This window comes from Aliinostoc sp. HNIBRCY26, assembly GCF_050235535.1.
In the GTDB taxonomy this organism is placed as follows: Bacteria; Cyanobacteriota; Cyanobacteriia; order Cyanobacteriales; family Nostocaceae; genus Trichormus.
Window position 1 is genome coordinate 2,527,664 of the sequence record NZ_CP189852.1, and the last position, 22,872, is coordinate 2,550,535.

The window sequence follows — 22,872 nt, forward strand, 5'->3', positions numbered from 1 at the left end:
AATTAACCAAATACTTATTCTATGACCCTATCATCTGTAGAGAATAAATCTAGATTAACTGCTGTTGATTTTGACCCATTTGCAGAAGGGGAATTATTATTAACTGCCCCGGCTACTGAATCTCAAAAAGAAATTTGGGCTTCTGTACAGATGGGAGAGGCAGCTAATTGTGCATATAACGAGTCGCAATCTCTGCGATTAAAAGGAAAATTAGATTTAGAAGCGTTGCAATTTGCTTTGCAGCAGTTAGTTCAGCGTCATGAAGCTCTACGGACAACCTTCAGTACCGATGGTAGTACACTCTGCATAGTGCCTTCATTGGTGATTGATGTTCCTGTCATTGATATTTCTGCACTAGAGTTGCCAGAGCGGGAAGCAAAATTAGAGAGTCTGATTCAGGCAGAAGTTGAAACACCCTTCGATTTAGAACATGGCCCCCTATTGCGGGTAAAAATTATCAAATTGCAGCCAGAGGAGCATCTAGTTACTTTAACTGCCCATCATATTATTTGTGATGGTTGGTCTTGGGGAGTTTTAACACCGGAATTAGGTGAGATTTATTCTGCCAAAGTAGAGGGTCGGACTGCCGATTTAGAAACTCCAGATGTATTTAGTGAATATGCAATTTTACAGGAAGAAGAACAGCAAACTCCAGAAGCTATCGCCACAGAACAATATTGGTTAGATCAGTTTGCCAACTCTGTACCTGTAGTCGATTTTCCCACAGATCGTCAACGTCCACCCTTAAGAAGCTTTAACTCAGCCCGTGAAGATTGGCAACTCGACTCAGAACTAGTTACCAACCTCAAACAACTTGGGACAAAATTCGGTTGTAGCTTTATGACCACTATCCTGGCAGGATTTGAGGTCTGGCTACATCGCCTCACCGAACAAGTGACCTTAGTTGTCGGTATTCCTGCTGCTGGTCAAGCTGCTTCTGGACAGTATAATTTGGTAGGCCACTGTGTAAATCTATTGCCTTTGCGGACTCAGATAGATAGCACAAAAGCTTTTAGTGACTACCTACAAGCACGGCGTTCTGTAGTTTTAGATGCCTATGATCATCAACAATTCACCTTTGGTAGTCTAGTCAAGAAATTATTGCTACCACGGGATTCTAGCCGGATTCCCCTAGTACCCATCATCTTCAATTTAGATCAGGGTTTAGACACTGATAAGTTACCCTTCGTTGGTTTAGAGGTAGAATTTTACACCAACCCCCGCGCCTTTGAGAACTTTGAAATATATCTCAACGCCACAGAATTACGCGGCAAACTGTTCTTAGAGTGCCAATACAACACTAATTTATTTGATGCAGCAACAATCCGCCGTCGCTTGGCAGAATTTGCAACCGTATTACAAGGTATTGTTGCCAATCCCCATCAAACCATTGCCCAACTGCCTATACTGTCTGTAGAAGAACAAAACCTACTAGCGGCATGGAACAATACAACATCGGTCTATCCTCAACATCTGTGCATTCACCAACTATTTGAAGCCCAGGTGGCAAAAACTCCAGAGGCGATCGCGGTAATATTTGAAGACCAGCAATTAACCTACCAACAACTCAATCAACGCGCCAATAACTTAGCCCACCATCTGCAAAGCTTAGGTGTGAAACCAGAGGTACTAGTAGGTATTTGCGTTGAACGCTCCTTAGAAATGGTTGTAGGCGTATTAGCTATCCTCAAAGCCGGGGGAGCATACCTACCCCTAGATTACACCTATCCCCCAGAGCGTTTAGCCTTTATGTTGCAAGATGCTCAAATTACGGTGCTGCTGACACAGGAAAATTTGCTAGAGAGTTTACCCCAGCATCAAGCCCAAATTATTGATATTGATACCCACAGCAAACTAGCAGACTTGCCCAATCCCCAAAGTGATGTCAAACCAAGTAACTTAGCTTACCTGATTTACACATCCGGTTCGACTGGTCAACCCAAAGGTGTGCAAATCGAACATCAAAGTGCAGTCAACCTCCTAGAAAGCATTCGCCAAAATCCTGGTTTAACCGCTCAAGACACTCTGCTCTCAGTTACTAGTTTATCCTTTGACATTGTTGTCTCAGAAATTTTCCTCCCCTTGAGCGTTGGGGCAAAATTAGTTGTGGCTAGTCGGGCGGCGGCGGCTGATGGTAATCAACTCCTCAATCTGCTGACTACCCACAACGTCACCTTCATGCAGCCCACACCCATCACTTGGCGACTCCTGTTAGCCGCCGGCTGGCAGGGTAGTCCACAGTTGCAGATGATTTCCACAGGGGAAGCCCTGCCTAGAGAACTCGCCAACCAACTATTACCCCAAGGTGCAGCACTGTGGAATCTTTACGGGCCGACAGAAACCACAATTTGGGCAACAGGTTGTCAAGTTACCACAGCAGATCAACCAATTAACATTGGTCGTCCCATAGCTAATACCCAGACTTATATTTTAGATGCCCATTTACAACCAGTTCCCATTGGTATCCCTGGGGAGTTATACATTGGTGGTGCAGGGTTAGCTAGGGGATATCTCAACCGCCCTGATTTGACCAAAGAAAGATTCATCCCCCATCCCCTGAGTACAGATCCCCAAGCACGGTTATACAAAACAGGAGATTTAGCACGCTACTTACCCAATGGAGAAATTGAATACCTGGGACGCATTGACTACCAAGTAAAAGTCCGGGGATTTAGGATCGAATTGGGTGAGATTGAAGCCATTATGGCGCAATATCCAGCAGTACAAGAAGCTGTAGTTGTGGTTCGGGAAGATATTGCCTGTGAATGGACATTGGTGGGTTATTTTATACCGACAGATAACAGCGATCGCCTGCAACTGACCACAGAGTTACGCCGATTTTTAAAAGAGCGACTACCTGAGTTTATGGTGCCAAACATCTTGATGGTACTAGAAACCATGCCACTCACACCTAATGGCAAAGTTGATCGCAAAGCCCTACCCAAACCCGACCCCTCCCGTCCCGAACTAGAGGCCAATTATGTTGCACCCCGCACTCCCCTGGAGCAGCAAATTGCAGACATCTGGGCGCAAGTCCTCAATCTACCCCGTGTAGGCATCTATGACAACTTTTTTGAACTGGGTGGATATTCTCTACTAGGAATTCAAGTAGTTTCTCGACTGCGCCAAGCCTTAGAAGTGGAAATTCTCATGTCGAATCTCTTTGAATTACCCACAGTGGCAGATTTGGCAGAACGAGTAGAAACTCTGCGTTGGGCAACCCAAGGTATTCAGGCTCTAGAAGGTGAATCAGCAGACGATTACGAGGAAGGTGAGTTATGAAAACATTGGCAGAACTACTATCTGAACTACGTCAGCGAGATGTCAAATTATGGTTAGAAGATGACCGCTTACGTTATCGGGCTGCTAAAGATAGCCTCACCCCAGAACTGCTGGCACAATTGAAAACACAAAAAAACGCTATCGTTGACTTTCTGCGCCAGGTTAACAGCGTCAGCAATTCGCAGATTCCGCCAATTGTACCTTGCCCACGTAACGGCAGCTTACCACTCTCCTTTGCCCAACAAAGGTTATGGTTTTTGCATCAGTTTGAACCTGAAAGTTCCTCGAATAATATGCCTGTGGTGGTGCGGTTTACGGGGAATCTCGACATCAACCTTCTAGAAAAAAGTTTGCAAGCAGTGGTGCATCGCCATGAAGTGTTGCGGACGACTTTTCCCCCAGTGGATGGCAAACCCACCCAAGTCATTGCTAGTGATGTTTCCTTGACTTTACCCATCATTGACTTGCAACAATTACCATCAGAACAACGGGAGGACGAAGCTTACCGACTAGCAACAGCAGAAGCTCATCGACCCTTTGACTTAGCTAATGGCCCGATTTTGCGAGTCATGCTGATGCGGTTGCATCCCCAAGAGCATCTATTGGTGTGGAATATGCACGCGATCGCTTGTGATGGTGCTTCCTCGGATGTGTTTTACCAAGATTTCACCACCATCTACAAAGCTTGGGCAGAGGGGAAAGAATCACCTCTAACTCCTTTACCAGTGCAGTATGCCGACTTTGCGAGTTGGCAACATCAATGGTTGCAAGGCGAAGTTTTACAATCCCAAGTCGGCTACTGGCAACAAAAACTAGAAGGTAATTTACCAATTATTCAGTTACCTTACGATCGCCCCCGACCCGCTAACGTGCAGACTTATCGTGGCGATCGCGCGGCTTTGTTATTATCCAAGGAACTCAACCAAGCTTTGACGGATCTGAGTCAAAAGTTGGGAGTTACTCTGTTCATGACCCTGCTGTCAGTGTTTGAGCTATTACTCTACCGTTATTCTGGACAGGAAGACCTGCTAGTTAGCTTTGCTAGTTCCGGCCGGGGACAATTAGAAACCGAAAGGCTGATTGGATTTTTTTCTAATACTCTGGTTCTGCGGAGTAACTTAGCTGGGAATCCCACCTTCCGCACATTTTTAGATCAGGTACGTCGAGATTGCTTAGAGGCTTATGCCCATCAAGACCTACCTTTTGAAAAACTCATCGAAGAACTCAGACCAGAACAACGCAATCGCAATAGTTCTCCCTTATTTCAGGTGAAATTTTCCCTGAATCCGCCTTGGTCAAATGGTCGTGGTATGGCATCGGTACAGCTGCCGGATTTAACGATCACTTCTTTGTTTGGCTATATTTATCATGGCAAGACCAAATACGATCTGATCCTAGTCTTACGGGAACAGGATAATGGTCTGGGTATGGTATTTGACTACAATGCAGATATGTTTGAAGCCAGTACCGTCCAAAGGATGTTAAGACACTTCCAGAGTTTACTAGAAGGTATTGTCGCTAACCCAGACTGCCCCATTTTAGAATTACCCCTGTTAACTAAAGCCGAACAACATCAGCTTTTAGTTGATTGGAATCACACCAAAACGTCTGATATCAAGGATATTGCCATCCATCAATTATTTGAGGCTCAAGCCGAACATACTCCCGATCATATAGCTCTGATTACACAACATGGGCAATTAACTTATCAACAACTCAATCAGCGTGCTAATCAACTAGCTAATTATTTGCAGACTCTAGGGGTAAGTACAGGAGTATCCGTTGGTTTATGTGTAGAGCCATCCCTAGAAATGATTGTGGGATTATTGGGTATCTGTAAAGCAGGTGGAACATACGTACCCATCACACCCACATCCCTAGACACAGCTTTCATCTGTCAAGATGCCCAAATCTCTCTATTACTCACTACCAGCTCATTAATTAAGAAACTGCCTGAGTGTGGAACTAAGACAATTTGCTTAGATACTGATTGGCCAGCAATTGCTGTACACAATCAGCAAAATCCAGTTACTCCAGTCACACCTGATCACTTAGCTGGCATCATCTATTCACCCACTGCTACCGATAGACCCCACGGGATCGGCATCAGCCACCGTAACTTAGTCAATCATAGTTTAGCTATTAGTCAAACTTGGGAATTGAGTAAAGGCGATCGCGTTCTGGTATCCTCTGCCATAGATGAATCACTATTTTCCTGCTGGGTAAGTGGGGCAAGTGCTGTGGTTCAGCCTCCATCCGCGCCAAACTCAATCACTCAGTTCTGCTCATTCATTAGCCAACAGCAGATAACAGTCCTCAACCTATCCACTTACTTCTGGCATCAACTAGTCAATCATCTTGCCACATCTCCAGCAGTTTTACCTGATAGCTTACGCTTAGTCATGGTGGGTGGGGAAAAAGTCTCGTCCACAGCTTATCAAACTTGGGTCGAACGTGTGGGGACAAAAATACGCTGGCTTAACGCCTATGGTTCCAAGGAAACAACCTTCACCGCCACAGTTTACAATCCACAAACAGCTAATCACGCAGAAATTCTCATTGGTCAACCAATAGCCAACACCCAAATTTACATTCTCGATCAACTTTTGCAACCTTTGCCGATTGGCTCTCCTGGGGAAATTTACATTAGTGGTGTCGGTGTTGTTCCAGGTTACTATCAACAATCTGACTTGACAGCGCAAAAATTTATTCCTCACCCCTTTAGTGATGATCCCAAGGCACGTTTATATAAAACTGGGGACTTGGGCCGTTATCTGGCAGATGGCAACATTGAGTATTTGGGACGCACAGATCGCCAAGTTAAAATACGTAGTGTTGGCATCAACTTGACACAGATAGAATCTTTAATCAGTGAACATTCCAGTGTAGCTCAAGCGGTTGTCATCACTAATGAGCAGATTCCTGGGGAGCAACACTTAGTCGCTTACGTTGTCTCTCATCAAGAAGCGCAACCCCTAACTAGTGATTTGCACTCTTTCCTCTCCCAAAAACTGGCAGATGAATTCATTCCTTCTGATTTTGTTTTCCTAAAATCTCTGCCCTTAACTGCTAATGGTCAAATCAATTACCACGCTTTACCAGAACCCGACTTTGTAAAACAACACTTAGAAGCAAACTTTGTTGCTCCCCGTAATGAAACAGAACTGCTCCTCACAACAATTTGGGAAAAGCTTTTAGGTATTCAAGGCTTTGGGATCGATGACAATTTCTTTGATTTGGGAGGTAACTCCATCCTAGCAGTACGTCTGTTTACTGAAATTGAGCAGAATTTTGGGGTCAACTTTCCTCTATCAACTCTATTGCAAAGACCGACAATTGCAGAATTAGCGGCGATGATTCGCCAAGATGAATCTACTCAAGAGTGGGAACACTTGGTTATCATTAAACCCGGCAGTTCTAGTAAGCCACCTTTCTTCTGCGTCAATGCAATTTGGGGCAATATCCTCTTCTATCGAGGATTAGCAAGTTATCTTAGTTCCGCCCAACCATTCTACGGGTTACAGTCTAAAGGACTAGATGGTAAGCAAACACCCCTAAGTTCAATCCCAGACATGGCAGCTAGTTACATTCAGGAAATGCAGAGGGTGCAACCACAAGGCCCATACTATCTCGGTGGTTTTTCTTGGGGTGGAACTCTGGCTTTGGAAATTGCCCAACAACTCCAAGCTCAAGGCCAAGAAGTAAGATTGCTAGCTATTTTTGATACGGGCGCGCCCGCAATCGCACAATCCCAGACACAGGCGACAAATGTTCAATCTCCCACTCGGCACAAAACCAGTCTACTTAATTTCCGGCTTTGGGAACTGCAAGATTACTTAAGTAATTTGGGGGAAAAAATATCTTGGCATCTGAGAGCTGGGAAAGCGAGTATTTTATATCGTTTATATTTGCGCTATATTAAGCGATCGCTCCCAGAGTTTTACATCTTTAATGTAGCAGCCGCCAACTATAAAGCCTACAAAAGCTACGTTGCCACAGAATATCCTGGGAAAGTCACTCTTTTTAGAGCAATTCAAGATTTAGCGCAGTTAAAAAACAATACAGAATTGCGTTGGGATCAAATAGCTAATGATGGGGTAGATATTTATCAAGTTATGGGAGCTACCCACACAGGTCTTATGGAAGATCCTTATGTGAAGTTACTAGCTGAACAATTACAATTGTGTTTGGAGCGATCGCAACAACAAAACAGAAACAAAATGCCCCCATTATCTCCTTTGCGAGAAGATGCTGTTTTAGCTTCTGGAACTTAATGAGAAATTCATAATCCTGTTTGTGGCACAAACAGGATTCTTCATATGTGAATTTTACTCAAACTTAAAATTTACTTAATATTTTCTTGGAAGGTTCCATCATATTGTTACGGCAGATAATTGCATAATGATGGAAAAGGTTTCTTCTTTAAGCAACTATTGTAAATTTGATTTTCATATTGATTCAAACCCAAACAAATTTGGTTAAATAAAATTTGTCCATATTAATTTGATTAAGTAAATACAAAAAATTCATAAATGTAATTTTTATGTAAATTAAATACTTGGGAGTGAAATTCTCAAGTTAATTTAAAGACTTGCTGCCATAATTAATAAAGTTTTATTAAAATAGCGTCAATTTCAGGCAAAGCAAAGAAGATTTATTTCGTGAATGTGGTATAATTTTAGGGAAAATACTGAGGTTTAGATGAAACTATTCCCAGTATGAACGATTGAGAAATATAAGCCACAATCCCTATCATCAGATTTAGTTTTTGTAATCTGCCGTTAAAAATAATGTGTGTGGTGATATATTCCTATTCTTAATTACTATAAGTGTGAAAAGATTTGGCTAGACAGTAAATATGTGCGATCAATAATTAGCAATCTTTACAGTATTTATGCAACAGACTAAGGTGCTGAACGTGACTATTGACAACCTAACTATGATGGAGTTGTTACAGAAATTGAAACATGGTGGTGTTGTTTTTACTCCCAATGTAAACCACATTACACGCTTACAAAAACAACCAGATTTTTATTCTGTATATCAAGAGGCCGACTACATAGTATGTGATAGCAAAATATTAATGTATGCCTCTCGATTCCTAAGTGCGCCAATTAAAGAAAAAATCTCAGGTTCAGATTTATTGCCCGCCTTCTATAACTATTATAAGAATGATGAAAACATCAAAATATTTTTGTTGGGTTCTGAAACTGAGATAGCAAAAAAAGCACAAGGAAGAATTAACGCTAAAGTTGGAAGAGAGATAGTTGTGGGGGCATATTCACCATCTTTCGGATTTGAGAAAAATGAAAAAGAATGCCAAGAAATTGTCGAAATGGTTAATTCATCAACAGCGACAGTTCTAGCAGTTGGTGTAGGCTGTCCTAAACAAGAAATGTGGATTGCTAAATATAAAAAGCAACTCAAAAATATCAAAGTTTTTTTAGCGATTGGTGCAACAATAAACTTTGAAGCAGGAACAGTCAAGCGATCGCCAAAATGGATGAGCGAAGTTGGATTGGAATGGCTTTATCGACTTGTAAGTGAACCAAAACGGCTGTGGAAAAGATATTTGTTTGATGCTGTACCTTTTGTATTATTAGTGTTACAACAAAAGCTGCGGATTTATCAGAATCCTTGGTTAGCTGATCAAACATTGCAGTTAAATAATTGGAATGATCCAGAGTGTACGCAACAGTAAAATTTTTAGATTGATTACATATCATCAGGAGTGCTTATCTAGCCAAAATTTTACAAGCAGACAAAAACCAAAGTAAGATTTTAGTGTCTGGTAAAAAATTGTGAAGAAAACATCATGATTCTGCTTGATGACTTAGCAGGTTAGCCTCTGATTAAAACCTAATACAAGATTAGATGTTGTATCATGGTGATTAAGTATTCACATCAAAAATATGCAAACATATATGGAGACACAACACTCTGTAGAAGAAATAGACATCCAAAAATATATCCTGGTTTTAAAACGACACTGGTTAGTGATCGCAGGTTGTCTTGTGGTTTTTGCTACAATCGGCACAGTAATCACCATTAAGCAACCAAAAAGCTATGAAGCTACAGGCAAGCTGTTATTTCAAATGAATAGAACCTCTTCCTTGACGGGTATTGGTGGTAAAGTAGGAGACTTAGAATCAATAGCTACTAATCCGCTAGACACACAAGCCTTGTTAGTCAAGTCTAAACCTATATTGGAAGAAGTAATTAAGACGCTCAATCTTAAAGATGAAAAAGGTCAACTGTTAAAACCAGAATCGATTGACATTAAGGCTGAACCCATTGTCGGAACAGATGGGCTAAAAGTAGGATACGTATCCAGTGATCCCAATTTGGCAAAAATAGTAGTCAATCAAGTGATGAAGTCTTACATTGCCAATAATATTTTGGCTAATCGCTCAGAAGTAATGGCAGCAGGTGACTTTATAGCTAAACAACTACCAGGGGCAAAAAAAGAATTAGAGGAAGCGCAAAAATCGCTGCTAGAGTTTAAAGTGCAAAATAAGTTTGTCAATCTTCAAGAAGAAAGTAGTGGATTAGTAAAAAATACACTTGATATTGACAGCGAATTGAACAACGCGCGCGCTCAACTTGCGGAGACTGTTACTAGAGAAAAACAAATACTTAGCCAATTAAATTTACCAGCAGATAAAGCTGTAGATATCTCTTCTCTTAGCCAAGCTTCCGGTGTCCAAGAAGCTTTAATTGAACTACAAAAAATCCAAACTCAGTTAAAGATACAACAAACTCGTTATACAGATGCCAACCCAATTATTATTAATTTGAAAAATCAAGAAGTTGCATTGAAATCACTACTAGAGCAAAGAACAACTGATTACTTGGGATATTACATACCAACTGATTCTGCTAAATTACAAATAGGTGAAATCAAGCGTCAGTTATCTTTAGAACTAGGAAGATTACAGTCGCAACGCTTAGGATTACAGCGAAAAATTATATCTTTATCTAGTCTTAAAAGATTTTATGATCAACGACTAGCAGCCATACCAAATCTAGAAAAAAGCCAAGGGGAATTAGAACAAAGACTATCAATTGCCAAAAAAAATTATGAAACCCTTTTGATAAAATATGAAGAAATCAAAATAATTGAAAGCCAAACTATAGGTAACGCTCGCATATTAGAATATGCCGAAGTTGATAGCAGTCCGTCAGCTGGCAAAAAGAAAACGATGCTTTTGATAGGCTCAGTAGTTGGGGGATTATTATTTGGGGTAGCAGCAGCATTTTTATTAGACGTTATCGATAGAAGAGTGAAGACAGCTAAGGAAGCAGAAGATTTGTTTGGCTATACATTACTAGGTCTAATTCCTACTATTGATAATAGTAAGAATCAGATATCAAACTCTGGAGATGATACCTTAAATGAAGCTACGAGGTGTGTGATCGTCGAAACTTCCCCGCTTTCAATAATTCATGAATCATTTGGGATGCTTCAGGCTAATTTAAAGTTTATTAGTTTGGATAAAAAAATTCGGACGATTGCCATCACCAGTTCTATTGCAGGAGAAGGAAAGTCAGAAGTTGCGGCTAACTTAGCAGCTGTCATAGCACAGACAGGGCGAAAAGTATTGTTGATTGATGCAGATATGCGTCGTTCTTCTCAACACCACTTATGGAATTTAATCAACTCCAAAGGTTTGAGTAATGTTGTGGTAGAGCAAGATGATTTCTTAGACACGGTACAATCAGTCAACAAAAATCTATCTGTACTAACAAGCGGTGTGATACCTCCTAACCCTTTGGCTTTGATTGATTCTGAGGCAATGAAGTTCTTGATTGAGAGATTATCGCAAAAATATGACTATATAGTTTTTGACACACCACCATTACTAGGTAATGCCGATGCAGCAGTTTTGAGCACACTAGCAGACGGAGTCTTAATCGTAGCCAGAATCGGTGTGGTAGATTCCACAAGTGTCAATGCTGCCAAGTCTCTACTTTCGCGTTCTGAAGTGAATGTTTTAGGTATTGTGGCTAATGCCGTCAACATTTCTCAAGAACCTAACTACTTCTATTACCAGAGTCCTCCCGTAGACAAGAGCGTGGAAAAAGTGGTCTCTCGTGATATCGTGTAAAAATTTAATTTCTCAGATCCAAGCCAGCTAAAATATTATACTTTTTCAAAATAACCAAAATTATCAAAATTATGAGCACACTACTAGAGTTGGAAGGAGAGATCAACAAAACACAACTTCCTCAGCTAAACCTTTGGCATCAAATTCAAGAAGATTGGATTGCTCATGGTAAAGACTGGACGAAACCAGGGTTTAGAGCTGTGGCAATTCACCGCTTTGGAGTATGGGCAATGGGTATTCAACCAAAGGTTTTGCGTGCACCTTTCAGTATTCTTTATGGAATTTTATATCGTAAGGTTCGTAATACCTATGGTATTGAATTACCCTACACCGTGCAACTTGGTCGCCGTGTAATTATTGAGCATCAAGGAGCAATTATAGTTCATGGATACTCTTCCATAGGTGACGATAGCATCATTCGCCAAGGTGTCACTTTAGGTAACCGTTATCTTGATCGTCCCCTTGATGCACCGCAGCTGGGTAAAAGGGTTAATGTTGGTGCTGGAGCTAAAGTTTTTGGCAACGTGATCATTGGAGATGGTGCAAATATTGGTGCTAATGCTGTAGTTTTGGAAAATGTCCCAGCAGAAGCCACTGCTGTAGGCATACCTGCAAGAATCATCAAGACAGCTGATCAAAAATAAGTTATCTACACTGCATAGAAAAATGATTAATCAATACTTAAACTTATTTATTAATTGTGTTGTGTTAGTAGCTACTTTAGGGTTACTGTTCTTAAGTGTAGTCTTATTTATCGAGTGTGTTGCATCTCTCTTACTACCAATGAAGTTAGTAAGTCAAGATAATGGACAAGATAAAAATGTAACAGTCCTGATCCCTGCACACAACGAAGCGAACGTAATTCACTCAACCCTGGCGACGATTCAATCGCAGTTAAAAATGCAAAATCAACTAGTCGTTATAGCAGATAACTGTACAGATGCCACGGCAGATATTGCTCGACAAGCTGGTGCTACAGTAATTGAGCGTCATGATCCCACTCACCGAGGTAAGGGCTATGCTTTAGATTATGGTTTGCGGTTTATTGAGTCAGATCCACCTGATATAGTTGTTCTTTTTGATGCTGATTGTCAAGTCGAGTCAGGAGCAATAGATAAGTTAATTCAGTATGCACTGGCCACAAATAGACCTGTACAGGCAACATATCTAATTGCCAAATCTAGTCATCCTAGTCCCAAAGAATCGGTGTCAGCATTCGCTTTCAAAGTCAAAAACTATGTGCGCCTGTTGGGTTTAGTAAAACTGGGAATTCCTTGTTTGTTAACTGGTACAGGTATGGCTTTCCCTTGGACTGTAATTCGTACAGTTGATTTAGCTAGTAGTTACATAGTCGAAGATATGAAACTTGGCTTGGATTTAACTATCGCTGGATATGGACCTGTGTTTTGTCCAGAAGCTAACGTAACAGCAGTTCTACCTCAGAAAGCACAAGCTGTTAAAACCCAAAGAACACGTTGGGAACATGGTCATTTAAAAACTATACTCACTTATGTACCTAAACTTATTCAGGCATCAGTTAATCAAAGAAGGCTAGATCTATTACTCAGCGCACTAGATTTATGTATCCCGCCTCTATCACTATTAATTTTGATGTGGTTATTGCTAATAACTACTTCTTTAGTATTTGCATTCGTGGCAGGAACTTGGCTGCCTGCAAACATTGCGTGCATAGCAGGTGTACTGTTATTGAGTGCAATTGTCAACACTTGGTTGAAATTTGGCCGAGCTGATTTGCCTCTGTTGCAACTCCTAGCCGTGCCATTATATATTCTTTGGAAAATTCCGCTCTACCTCAAGTTTTTAATTAAGCCTCAAAATTTGTGGATTCGGACAGATCGTGACTTAGCATAAACACTGTATATCCTATAATTTCCCTCTAAAACATTAAATATGGAGTTTTTGGAGTCTCATTCATGCGCCTATTAATAGTGCAGTATAGTGGTGACTATCGTGAAGCTTTTCATCGTCTGCGCCAAAATGGTACGGAAACCTATCACTCTCAAAAATATGTAGTAGATTCTATTATTGAAATTAGTAAACAGATTGAAGAAGTTACATTGCTTTGTTGCCGAACTAAAGAGTCCTACAATGAATTGCTTCAAGAGAAATTACGATCTGTGGGTGCAGCACTTGACCCATACAAAGACAAAAGCGCACTAATCAAATTAATTGCTGAACAGAAGCCTACTCATATAGTAGTTCATGCCCCTATTCCAAGTATCTTGAAATGGGCAATTGAAAATAATATTCACACACTATGTCTACTAGCTGATTCTTTTTTAACACATGGGTTACGCCACAAGATAAAAAATTACTTATTAGCTCGTTTATTAAATCATAAACAAATTGTCTGGGTTTGTAATCATGGTGTCAACGCGTGTTTATCTCTCCAGAGTATAGGAGTTAATCCTGATAAAATTATTCCTTATGATTGGGTTCATGCTGTGACACCTGATTATTTCTCTCCCAAGAAGAGTAAATCAAATACAGATATATGGAATTTAGTTTATGTTGGCGCAGTCACTGAAGTTAAAGGTGTTGGCGATATCATAGAAGCTGTTGCAAAATTAAAAGCCAAAAAATTCAAAGTCAATTTACAGATAGCTGGTGGTGGAGAAATTCAATATTTCATTCAACGTGTCAAACAACTAAATATTGAAGACAGTGTTAAATTTGTGGGAATTGTGCCTAATCAAACAGTAATTAATCTGATGAAATATGCAGATGTTGTTTTAGTGCCAAGTAGGCATGAATACCCCGAAGCATGCCCTTTTACGATATATGAAGCTCTTTGTGTGCATACTCCCATAGTCGCTTCAGACCATCCTATGTTTAAAAACAATTTGCAACATGGCATTAACGCGATGATTTTTCCTGCTGGTAACTCAACACTGCTAGCTGTTTCTTTAGAAAAACTGATTGAGCATCCAGAACTATACGAAAAGATTTCTCAAGCTTCTCCACAAACATGGGAACGACTTCAGATATCGGTCAAATGGGCTGAATTAATTGCTCGTTGGCTCAATAATTCATCAGAGAACCAAAGTTGGCTATCACAACATCGACTGAACTCAGGAATTTATGATAGCCTTTTTAATTAATTAATTAATTAATTAATTTTTTATTTGTATTTTCGTATTTTTCTTATCTAAAGATTTAACTAAGAGTTAATATAAAATTTTACAGTTTAGGAAATCAGAATAAAGTAAATCTAATTAAGGATGATATCAATAATACTTTAAAACTATGAAGAAAGTAGGATGCCTAGAGAAGTGCTTTGTGATCTTAGCACTCACTTTTTTTTCCGGGGCGATAGGTGTACAAATATCTCTTGGAGTAGCACTAATTCCAAGTTCTATTCAAACTATTATCAGGTATTCTATTTTTCTTATCTCATTTATCATTATTTATTTACATCGCAAAAAATACTTACGTATTGTTTATAGCGACAGACTATTTTGGGTATTTACGGTAATTGTTTTTATGTCATTTCTGTGGTCAGAGATTCCTACAGAAACCCTCAAAGATAACCGTGATGTTTTATACATGACTGCGTTCGGTTTATATTTTGCTGCAAGATTCAGCTTAAAAGAGCAAGTAAAACTAATTGCCAATACATTTTTTATAGGAGCACTATTAAGCACTATTTATGCGCTAGCCATACCTAGTATCGGTATACATGGATTAGATCATCCAGGAGCATGGAAAGGAATATATGACTACAAAAACACTTTTGGTAGTATGATGGTCATTGGCTCATTAGCATTTCTATTCCTACCAATTAGTACATCAGTTGACCGCCTTTACAAGTGGATCGGTATTTCTTTTCTATTTGTGATGATTTTGCTGTGTACTTCCAAAAGCTCTCTAGTTATATACTTTCTAACTATATCAATTTTGGCTTTCTACCGTAAATTTCGTTGGCGAGGAAAGATTAGTGTAGTCTTTTTGGATATTGGGATTATGTTTTTGTCATGTGTAGGTACTTTAGTTATTTCTCAATGGGTAACACTCCTAACTGGTTTGGGTAAAGATCCTACTTTAACCGGAAGAACGATACTATGGAATAGTGCTTTACTAAAGCTTCTGTCTAAACCTATACTCGGTTTTGGGCGTAGTGCATTTTGGTCTACACAGCTTTCATACGGTCATGAAGTTGGTGCTGCTGTAGGTGCTGGTTTTGTTGCACCTCATGCTCATAATGGTTTTCTGGATGTAGCCCTTGATGTTGGTTTTGTAGGGGCAGTAATTTTTTTAATTATATATTTTAGAGCTTTTTTTCGAGCATTAAAACTAGCTTATGCAACTAAGAAGCCAGAGGCGATGTTTCCTATGGCTTTCATAATTTTTCTGGCTATGAATAATATGACGGAAAGTTATATGCTCCGACTTGCTAATGTGTATTGGGTATTATTCATAACCACTAATTTCTCTTTATTTAAAAGGGATACTTAGGCTAAAAATGTTGATTATGTAGTTTTGCCGGAAATCATGTGATAACCATGTTTACGGTTGTATTCTGCCTCAGCGATGGATATTTTTTGCTGAAATGCCTTGAAAATAAACTCTATCATCCGGCTTGTTTTATGGCGTTGGCACCATTTAGTATATTTCTGAGCTACTGGACCTGCTAAAACATCTCGCCATTGTTGTGAAATACAGCTTACAGTAAATTCTTCAGAGCGTTTAATTCCATTTGCAATCATTTGCTTGTAAAGGTTGGGATCTTGCTGAAGCTGTTGAATCGCTGCTAGTGCTTGCTCAGGTGTTGTCACTTCAATATAGTCTAGTGGTGATAGCCTGAGATCACGAAATGCTGGTTCTGGTCCCAACAATGCAGGTACACCTGCTATCCAAGCGTTAATAAGTTTACTGGCTGGTTTAACTAGAGCATCTTTCTCTGTTAAATCGCGAACAGCCAAAACTATGTCAGCCTCGCTGTAATCATTCCAGTAGACTGCGGAGTTCGTTGGCTTATCACTAATTACTAGTTTGACTCCAAGTTTATCGAGTTCTTGACAAAATAGTGAAGAACGAAACGACTCATATAGGTTGATAACATCTCCTTTGAAAACAATATTTTTGATGTGGTGACCCCGTTCTCGAAAACGGGGTATTAAACCAGGTTGAGGCCAATGATGGATAAACACAGAAGTTTCAGATTTGACTTGCGACCGATTTTGAACGATGGTAAAGTCAGACAGAGCAGGATTAAAACCATCACTACGACAAGCAACGATAAAAGAAGAAAAAGTGCGATCCCGAATTCCAAAATCTAAACCACTAACTACACAAATTTCTCCTGGAATGAAGCGATCAGAAATATGCACATTCAGGCGGCGTTGCTTTAAATGCAAATAAGTCATGACAGTCCAACAATCTTCATTAGTAGTTACTCTCTCATGAAAAAAATTTGGGTTTAAGACCAAATCTTCCTTCTGAGAAAACAACTCTGGCCACTTTTTGGGATAACGACACACAAAAGTCACCGGATAAGGTAGAGGGTCAAGAATTTCTTCCATAGTTAATAAACTCTCAATGATGCAGATTTCTTCGTGCAAGATACATTAGTTATAAGTCTTTTTAAACAAGTTAAGAATTTGCTTTTGAGTTTGCAATACTGTAAGAGTATGTTTCAAAAATCTGTGATGTCGTATCAAATAATTTTACTTTAGTCTAAGCATATCTTGGGAAAGTTGAGGAAAATAGATTGTCTAGCCTACCTCATTTCTAAGTGAAACCTGAAAAGGATAAAAATGCAATTGAAATTACGATACCTCACTTTTTAAAGTACCTCTACCTAGACTACTACATAATCAGCAATTTTTTCTATTAAGTCGCGCTTAATACTTATGGATTTCACCAAAGACATAAATTGATTTTAGTCTATGAAATGAAGTTGAATACACACTATATCTTGCTTTTGCATGAAAGGTAATTATATTTATTTTTGAATAAGCTCTTGTAAAAAGAAGATGAATTCATTAATACCCCTGAAAAAGAATAATATCTGTCTATTAAAATAACAGGTCTTGAAATATAATTAAAAAGAAATTTTCATAGTTGAAATGAAAGTTTTAGCGTATAATTCAATGTGGCTATTTGAATGATCACAGATTTAAAAATCGCAAGTAACGGAAACGTAAGAACACATAAAAATTAGAATATCCAAATGTTAAAGATAATTTAATCTAAAGTCACCATATTTATTTAGTGAGCAATTCAATTCAATCCTTTAAGGAGTCAAGAGTGAAGTCAATAGGAGTTGTTGTCATTGGACGCAATGAAGGAAATCGTCTCCATCATTGTATACTATCCGTCTTGGGTGAAGGAATAAGGGTTGTCTACGTAGACTCTGGTTCAACTGATGGTAGTGTGGCATTAGCGCAGTCTCTTGGCGTCTATGTAGTAGAGCTAGATAAGTCTCTTCCATTTACTGCTGCTCGTGCTAGAAATGTAGGTTTTGAACATCTACTAACAATAGAACCAAATATTGAATTTATTCAGTTTGTAGATGGTGATTGTCGAGTTGTCGAGGGATGGTTGACCAAAGCAGTCAGTGAACTAATCGCTAGGCCTGATGTTGTAGTTGTATGTGGTCAACGCAAAGAAGAATTCCCCAAGAACTCTGTTTACAATCGTCTATGTGATATTGAATGGAATACTCCTATAGGCGAAACTAAAGCTTGTGGTGGAGACTCGATGATCAGGGTAAGCGCACTGAAAAATGTAGGAGGATTTAATCCAACTCTAATTGCAGGTGAAGAACCAGAACTTTGTGTGCGTTTGCGTCAAGCAGGCGGTATGATTTTGCGTATAGACGCGGATATGACTTGGCATGATGCAAGGATGACCCATTTCAGTCAATGGTGGAAGCGATCGCAAAGAGGAGGTTATGCCTACGCAGAGGGATCTTGGTTGCACGGTGCTATATCTGAAAGACATTGGGTAAAAGAAAGTCGTAGTATTTGGTTTTGGGGTTTGCTTTTGCCATTATTAGCTGTTATTGCTGTGTGGCCAACTAAGGGAGTGAGCATAATTTTATTATTAATTGCCTATAGCGTTTTAGCGTACCGCATCTATCAGTACATTCTCAAACGAGGATTTTCTTCAGAAGATGCCATTGTTTACTCTCTATTTTGTATATTAGGAAAGCTACCGCAAGTCCAAGGCCAAATACAATTTCATATTTCGCAATTACTGAAACAAAAAACTACCATAATTGAATATAAAAATGCCACATAAATAGAGCGAAAATTCATTTCACTCAAAATATTTTCTATCTTGGTTGGCAAGCAAGAAAAAGTTTATTCTCATTAAGCCATTCGAGAAATTTACCATGAAGTTTTCCCCACTGAGGAAATCTAAGGAGATGAAAACATATAGAAAATCAATTGCTATTGTGGGCTGTGGATTTGTTGCTGACTATTATCTCAAAACTTTACCATTTCATCCAGGATTAAAGTTATTAGGGGTAATGGATCGGATTAGTGATCGCGCCTCTAATTTTGCTCACTATCATGGCATTTCACAGATTTATCATTCACTAGATGAACTATTAGCAGATCCCCAAGTTGAAATAGTCTTAAATTTGACTAATCCCAGCAGTCATTATGCTGTTTCCCAAGCTGCCTTAGCAGCCGGTAAGCACGTCTATTCTGAAAAACCATTAGCAATGGAAATGTGGCAAGCCCAGGAATTAGCAAATTTGGCGACAGAAAAAGGCTTGTATTTGGCTTCTGCTCCCTGTAGTCTTTTGAGTGAAACAGCCCAAACAGTCTGGAAGGCTTTGCGGGAAAATCAAATCGGTACAGTGCGGCTGGTTTATGCCGAGATGGACGATGGGTTAGTCCATCAAATGCCTTACCAAAAATGGGTAAGTGAATCAGGTATTCCTTGGCCTTATAAAGATGAATTTGAGGTTGGCTGTACTTTAGAACACGCTGGTTATTATGTTACTTGGCTAACGGCCTTTTTTGGACCCGCAGAAACAGTCACAGCTTTCTCATCCTGTCTTATTCCTGATAAACAAACAGATGTTCCCTTAGATGTTAACGCACCTGATTTTTCTGTTGCTTGCATCAAATTTGCCTCTGGTGTAGTGGCGAGGCTAACGTGCAGTATTGTTGCGCCTCATGATCACTCTCTTAGAATAATTGGCGATCGCGGTATTCTGGGAATTCATGATTCCTGGTATTATGGCGCGCCAGTTTATATCCGTCGTAGTCTCAATATTGGCAGAAAAAGACTAGAGGGTGTTTGGAAACAAAGATATCCATTGGTGAGAAAAGCTCCCAAACTAGGATACAGAGGGGCGCAGCAAATGGATTTTTGTCGGGGTGTGGCAGAAATGGCAGAGGCAATTGCTCACAATCGACCTTGCCGACTGTCCACAGAATTTTCCTTGCATAACAATGAAATTGTGCTGGCAATACAAAACGCCTTAGAGACGGGTTGCACTTATAAAATGACAACTTCCTTTGAGTCAATAGAGCCAATGTCTTGGGCTAAATGATTCATTAAAAAAATCGCCATTTTCTTGAAAAAATCAATTTCTAGATAAATGTTAATCAGGAAACTAGCTAGACCAAAATACTTATTCCTCTTACTACTTGCACTATCAGTTGCCTTCAAAGTTGGTGTAAGCTTGCTATTAATTCCCCTGAAAACAGAACCGAGTCTGCTTGACCAAGATGAGCAAGAGTATTATTTTTATGCAGGTGATTTACTCAAGGGTCATTATGAGTTTAATTCCCGACGCACTCTAGGTCACATCTTAATCTTGGCCATATTTAGGTTAATTACTTTTGACAATTTCCAGGCAACTCAATTACTTACCACTGTCATATTTAGCTTCACAGCCCCACTCACCTATCTGCTGGTGCGGCGGATTACAGGTCACAATTTACTAGCAGTAGTTGTAAGTGTGCTGACGATTGTTTGGCCACCATATATTTACTATGGCAGATCCCTTTATAGCGAAACCACAGCATTACCCATCTTTACATCCCTTTTGATTCTGTTGCCAAAGGGTTCGATACTCCAAAAGAATCAGTCAGAGGGAAATTGGCGACATTGGGGATTGTGTGGAGTCCTGCTTGGACTATGTATGTTGATTAGACCAATGTATCTTTTATTCATCCCTTTTGTTTTACTGATTGTCTTTTTAGAAGAACTTCAGTGGTTGAAAGCTTTGAAGAGAACAATATTCTTGTTTGGAGGATGTTTTCTAGTTGTCTTACCTTGGTCAATCTATATGACAACTAATGCAGGAGTACCTATCATCATCAGTGCTAATGGAGGAGAAACGATTGCTGGTGGATTCAACCCCACATTGATTCAAAAAGGATATCAATCTGTGAGCGCGCCGGATGGGAGAATGACATGGGAAGGTCCTGGTAAGTGGATACCATTGCATAGAACTGGTTATCTCAGCGAGGAAGAACTCAAGCTACCTTATCCACAACAAGACACACTCTTAAAACAACGTAGTTTAGCTTGGGTTTTTCAGCATCCTGGTTCAGCACTATATTTGCAAGGTGCTAAGTTACTCTATATGTGGGGTTTTTATCCCTTACAAGTTGATAAACAAACTCTTTTAGGTAGTATTCCCACTGTCATTGCTTTGATTTTGAGCATCATATCTTTGGTTCGTTTCCGAGAGTATGTAAGACACTTGGTTCGTTTCTGGACTCTGCCTATTTTTGTTTCTGGTGTGGCGTTAATTAGTTGGGGAAGTTGGCGTTTCCGTCAGCCAGGTGATTTAGGTATTTTGACTCTCAGTTCTTTACTTGTTTTGTCTTTACTGTTTCCGTCTTTAGAAGTTTTACCGAAGAAAGACAGAGGACAGGAGGCAGGAGACAGGAGGAAGAAAAGACAATTCTTGCCCTCTGCCAAAAGGGTTTAAAGCCCACGCCACTTGCTCATATTGGAAACCAAAAAGACCACAGTGGCTCCTCAATTTGTTCATGGGGATTATTTCCAGCAAGACTCCCTTGTCTTATGGAAAGATATCAAAAAGACTTTGAAATGAGAATGTTTTAAAACCTTAGATGAATAATGAGAAGCTGTATGAAAGCAACTAGATAAGTTGACAGCTTCTCAAGTTAAATCTATTGCCAGGTGGGATTTTATTTTATCTGCTTTATTTGTATCAGGATTTTCGCGAAATGGTCCAAATCAAGAAAATTTGGGTAAAGAGTTCTCCAAGTATGGGAAAAGAGGGATACTGCCGCTTAAATGCTGATTAGCTGAGATAGTTTTTCATTACACTGTGCAGACGTGCAACTTCATAATAAATGTTAAACTCCTTTTCTACTTTTGCTCGACCAGCTTTGCCAAAGACTATTCGTAGTTGAACATCATTTAACAATTTTTCGATGCGGTCAGCTAAAGAAGCTGTATCTCCTGGTGGGACAAGATAGCCACTCACACCATTCTCAACTAACTCACTCACTCCAGCAATTTGTGTAGCTACGACAGGTACACCAGCTGCCATTGCTTCCATCAATACGACTGGCACACCTTCGGCAAAACTAGACATGACGAATATGTCTGTTTGCTGCATGTGTTGGCGTACTTCCGTTTGGGATTGATAGCCCACAAATTTGACGTTTCCATCTAATTCCAGTTGTTTTACCATTTGTGCTAACTGTGCGCGATCAGGTCCATCACCAACAACAGTTAGTAAAATTTTGGGGTGCGATCGCTTTAAAATGGCTACGCTTTCCAACAGAATAGGTAAGCCTTTGACTACTGCTAATCGCCCTACATAAAGCAATCTTTGACTAGACTCTTGATGGGTAACAATCTCAAATAAGCCAGAGTCTACACCACAATGGATAATGTGCATTCGTTGCCATTGCTCCGTAGATGCAAAAATCATCCCTTGACTCCGGCAGTAATGGCTAATACAAGCTACAAATAAGGCTCTGTTGATTTTTTCATCAATGCGCCAGCGATGCGGTTCAAAAAAAATGTAAGGTCCGTGCATTGTGAAGCTATAGGTAAAGCCTCCCAATGCAGCAGCTAGCATGGAGACAGTACAACTAGAATCTCCAAAGTGGTTATGTAAATGGATCAGCTGGCGTTGGCGAATTTGCTCCGCTAAAATTCCTGCTTCCAGAAAGTAGAATAATTGATAAACTGTACCGCGTAAACCATGTTGTCGTGTTTTCCACGCTAGTCTTAGAGCTTGGAAATATCTCATTGGTGAACTGAACAACAGCTGACTATGGGTCGATAACAGACTAATGGGATTCACAGGCAGAATGTAAAAGGTGTTATTACGCTCTGCTTGCTGTTCTAACCCAACTATATGCTCATCACCCGTACGACGTACAGAAAATGTGTGTATATCTACACCCAATTCACGTAGAGTAGCTACTTCACGTTGAATAAAGGTATCTGTTGCCCTGGGGTACTCTCCTGTTAGATAGGCAATACGCATAGATTGAATGAT

At 39.8% G+C, this 22,872-nt stretch carries 13 protein-coding genes; 11 read left to right on the plus strand and 2 right to left on the minus strand.

Annotated elements, in window-relative coordinates:
• Positions 1-21 precede the first annotated feature (21 nt).
• The 8 genes from ACQFX9_RS10775 to ACQFX9_RS10810 all read left to right on the plus strand — a co-directional run bounded on the left by ACQFX9_RS10775 (position 22) and on the right by ACQFX9_RS10810 (position 15,866).
• On the plus strand, positions 22-3,282 hold the full coding sequence (locus ACQFX9_RS10775) for a non-ribosomal peptide synthetase (protein ID WP_427161994.1): 3,261 nt from the start codon (positions 22-24) through the stop codon (positions 3,280-3,282).
• Complete coding sequence (locus ACQFX9_RS10780; protein WP_427161995.1) at positions 3,279-7,556, plus strand: amino acid adenylation domain-containing protein; 4,278 nt, start codon at positions 3,279-3,281, stop codon at positions 7,554-7,556. The genes ACQFX9_RS10775 and ACQFX9_RS10780 overlap by 4 nt, the downstream gene beginning before the upstream one ends.
• A 620-nt stretch (positions 7,557-8,176) precedes the next feature.
• Positions 8,177-8,983, plus strand: a complete 807-nt coding sequence (locus ACQFX9_RS10785; RefSeq protein ID WP_427161996.1) for a WecB/TagA/CpsF family glycosyltransferase — start codon at positions 8,177-8,179, stop codon at positions 8,981-8,983.
• A gap of 223 nt (positions 8,984-9,206) precedes the next feature.
• Positions 9,207-11,390 carry a GumC family protein gene (locus ACQFX9_RS10790; protein WP_427161997.1) on the plus strand — a complete coding sequence of 728 codons (2,184 nt, stop codon included), beginning with the start codon at positions 9,207-9,209 and terminating at the stop codon, positions 11,388-11,390.
• 71 nt (positions 11,391-11,461) lie between these two features.
• The gene (locus ACQFX9_RS10795; protein WP_427161998.1) at positions 11,462-12,034 is read left to right on the plus strand and encodes a serine O-acetyltransferase; all 573 of its coding nucleotides are present in this window, start codon (positions 11,462-11,464) and stop codon (positions 12,032-12,034) included.
• A gap of 22 nt (positions 12,035-12,056) precedes the next feature.
• Positions 12,057-13,262: a glycosyltransferase family 2 protein gene (locus ACQFX9_RS10800; protein WP_427161999.1), complete on the plus strand. Its 1,206-nt coding sequence runs from the start codon at positions 12,057-12,059 to the stop codon at positions 13,260-13,262.
• A 62-nt stretch (positions 13,263-13,324) separates the two neighbouring features.
• Entirely contained in the window at positions 13,325-14,512 is a 1,188-nt protein-coding gene (locus ACQFX9_RS10805) for a glycosyltransferase (protein WP_427162000.1), read from the plus strand.
• A gap of 145 nt (positions 14,513-14,657) precedes the next feature.
• Positions 14,658-15,866, plus strand: coding sequence for an O-antigen ligase family protein (locus ACQFX9_RS10810; RefSeq protein WP_427162001.1), 1,209 nt, complete (start codon positions 14,658-14,660; stop codon positions 15,864-15,866).
• A gap of 14 nt (positions 15,867-15,880) precedes the next feature.
• Here ACQFX9_RS10810 and ACQFX9_RS10815 read toward each other — a convergent pair whose 3' ends face one another.
• Positions 15,881-16,933, minus strand: a complete 1,053-nt coding sequence (locus ACQFX9_RS10815; RefSeq protein ID WP_427162002.1) for a glycosyltransferase — start codon at positions 16,931-16,933, stop codon at positions 15,881-15,883.
• 727 nt (positions 16,934-17,660) lie between these two features.
• Between ACQFX9_RS10815 and ACQFX9_RS10820 the strand changes: the two genes are divergently transcribed.
• The 3 genes from ACQFX9_RS10820 to ACQFX9_RS10830 all read left to right on the plus strand — a co-directional run bounded on the left by ACQFX9_RS10820 (position 17,661) and on the right by ACQFX9_RS10830 (position 21,318).
• A complete protein-coding gene (locus ACQFX9_RS10820; protein ID WP_427162003.1) occupies positions 17,661-18,656 on the plus strand; it encodes a glycosyltransferase in 996 nt (331 codons plus the stop codon).
• A 127-nt stretch (positions 18,657-18,783) separates the two neighbouring features.
• On the plus strand, positions 18,784-19,926 hold the full coding sequence (locus tag ACQFX9_RS10825) for a Gfo/Idh/MocA family protein (protein WP_427162004.1): 1,143 nt from the start codon (positions 18,784-18,786) through the stop codon (positions 19,924-19,926).
• 48 nt (positions 19,927-19,974) lie between these two features.
• A complete protein-coding gene (locus ACQFX9_RS10830; RefSeq protein WP_427162005.1) occupies positions 19,975-21,318 on the plus strand; it encodes an ArnT family glycosyltransferase in 1,344 nt (447 codons plus the stop codon).
• A 339-nt stretch (positions 21,319-21,657) separates the two neighbouring features.
• Here the strand turns inward: ACQFX9_RS10830 and ACQFX9_RS10835 are convergent, their stop codons facing one another.
• Positions 21,658-22,860: a glycosyltransferase family 4 protein gene (locus ACQFX9_RS10835; RefSeq protein WP_427162006.1), complete on the minus strand. Its 1,203-nt coding sequence runs from the start codon at positions 22,858-22,860 to the stop codon at positions 21,658-21,660.
• Between the last annotated feature and the right edge of the window lie 12 nt (positions 22,861-22,872).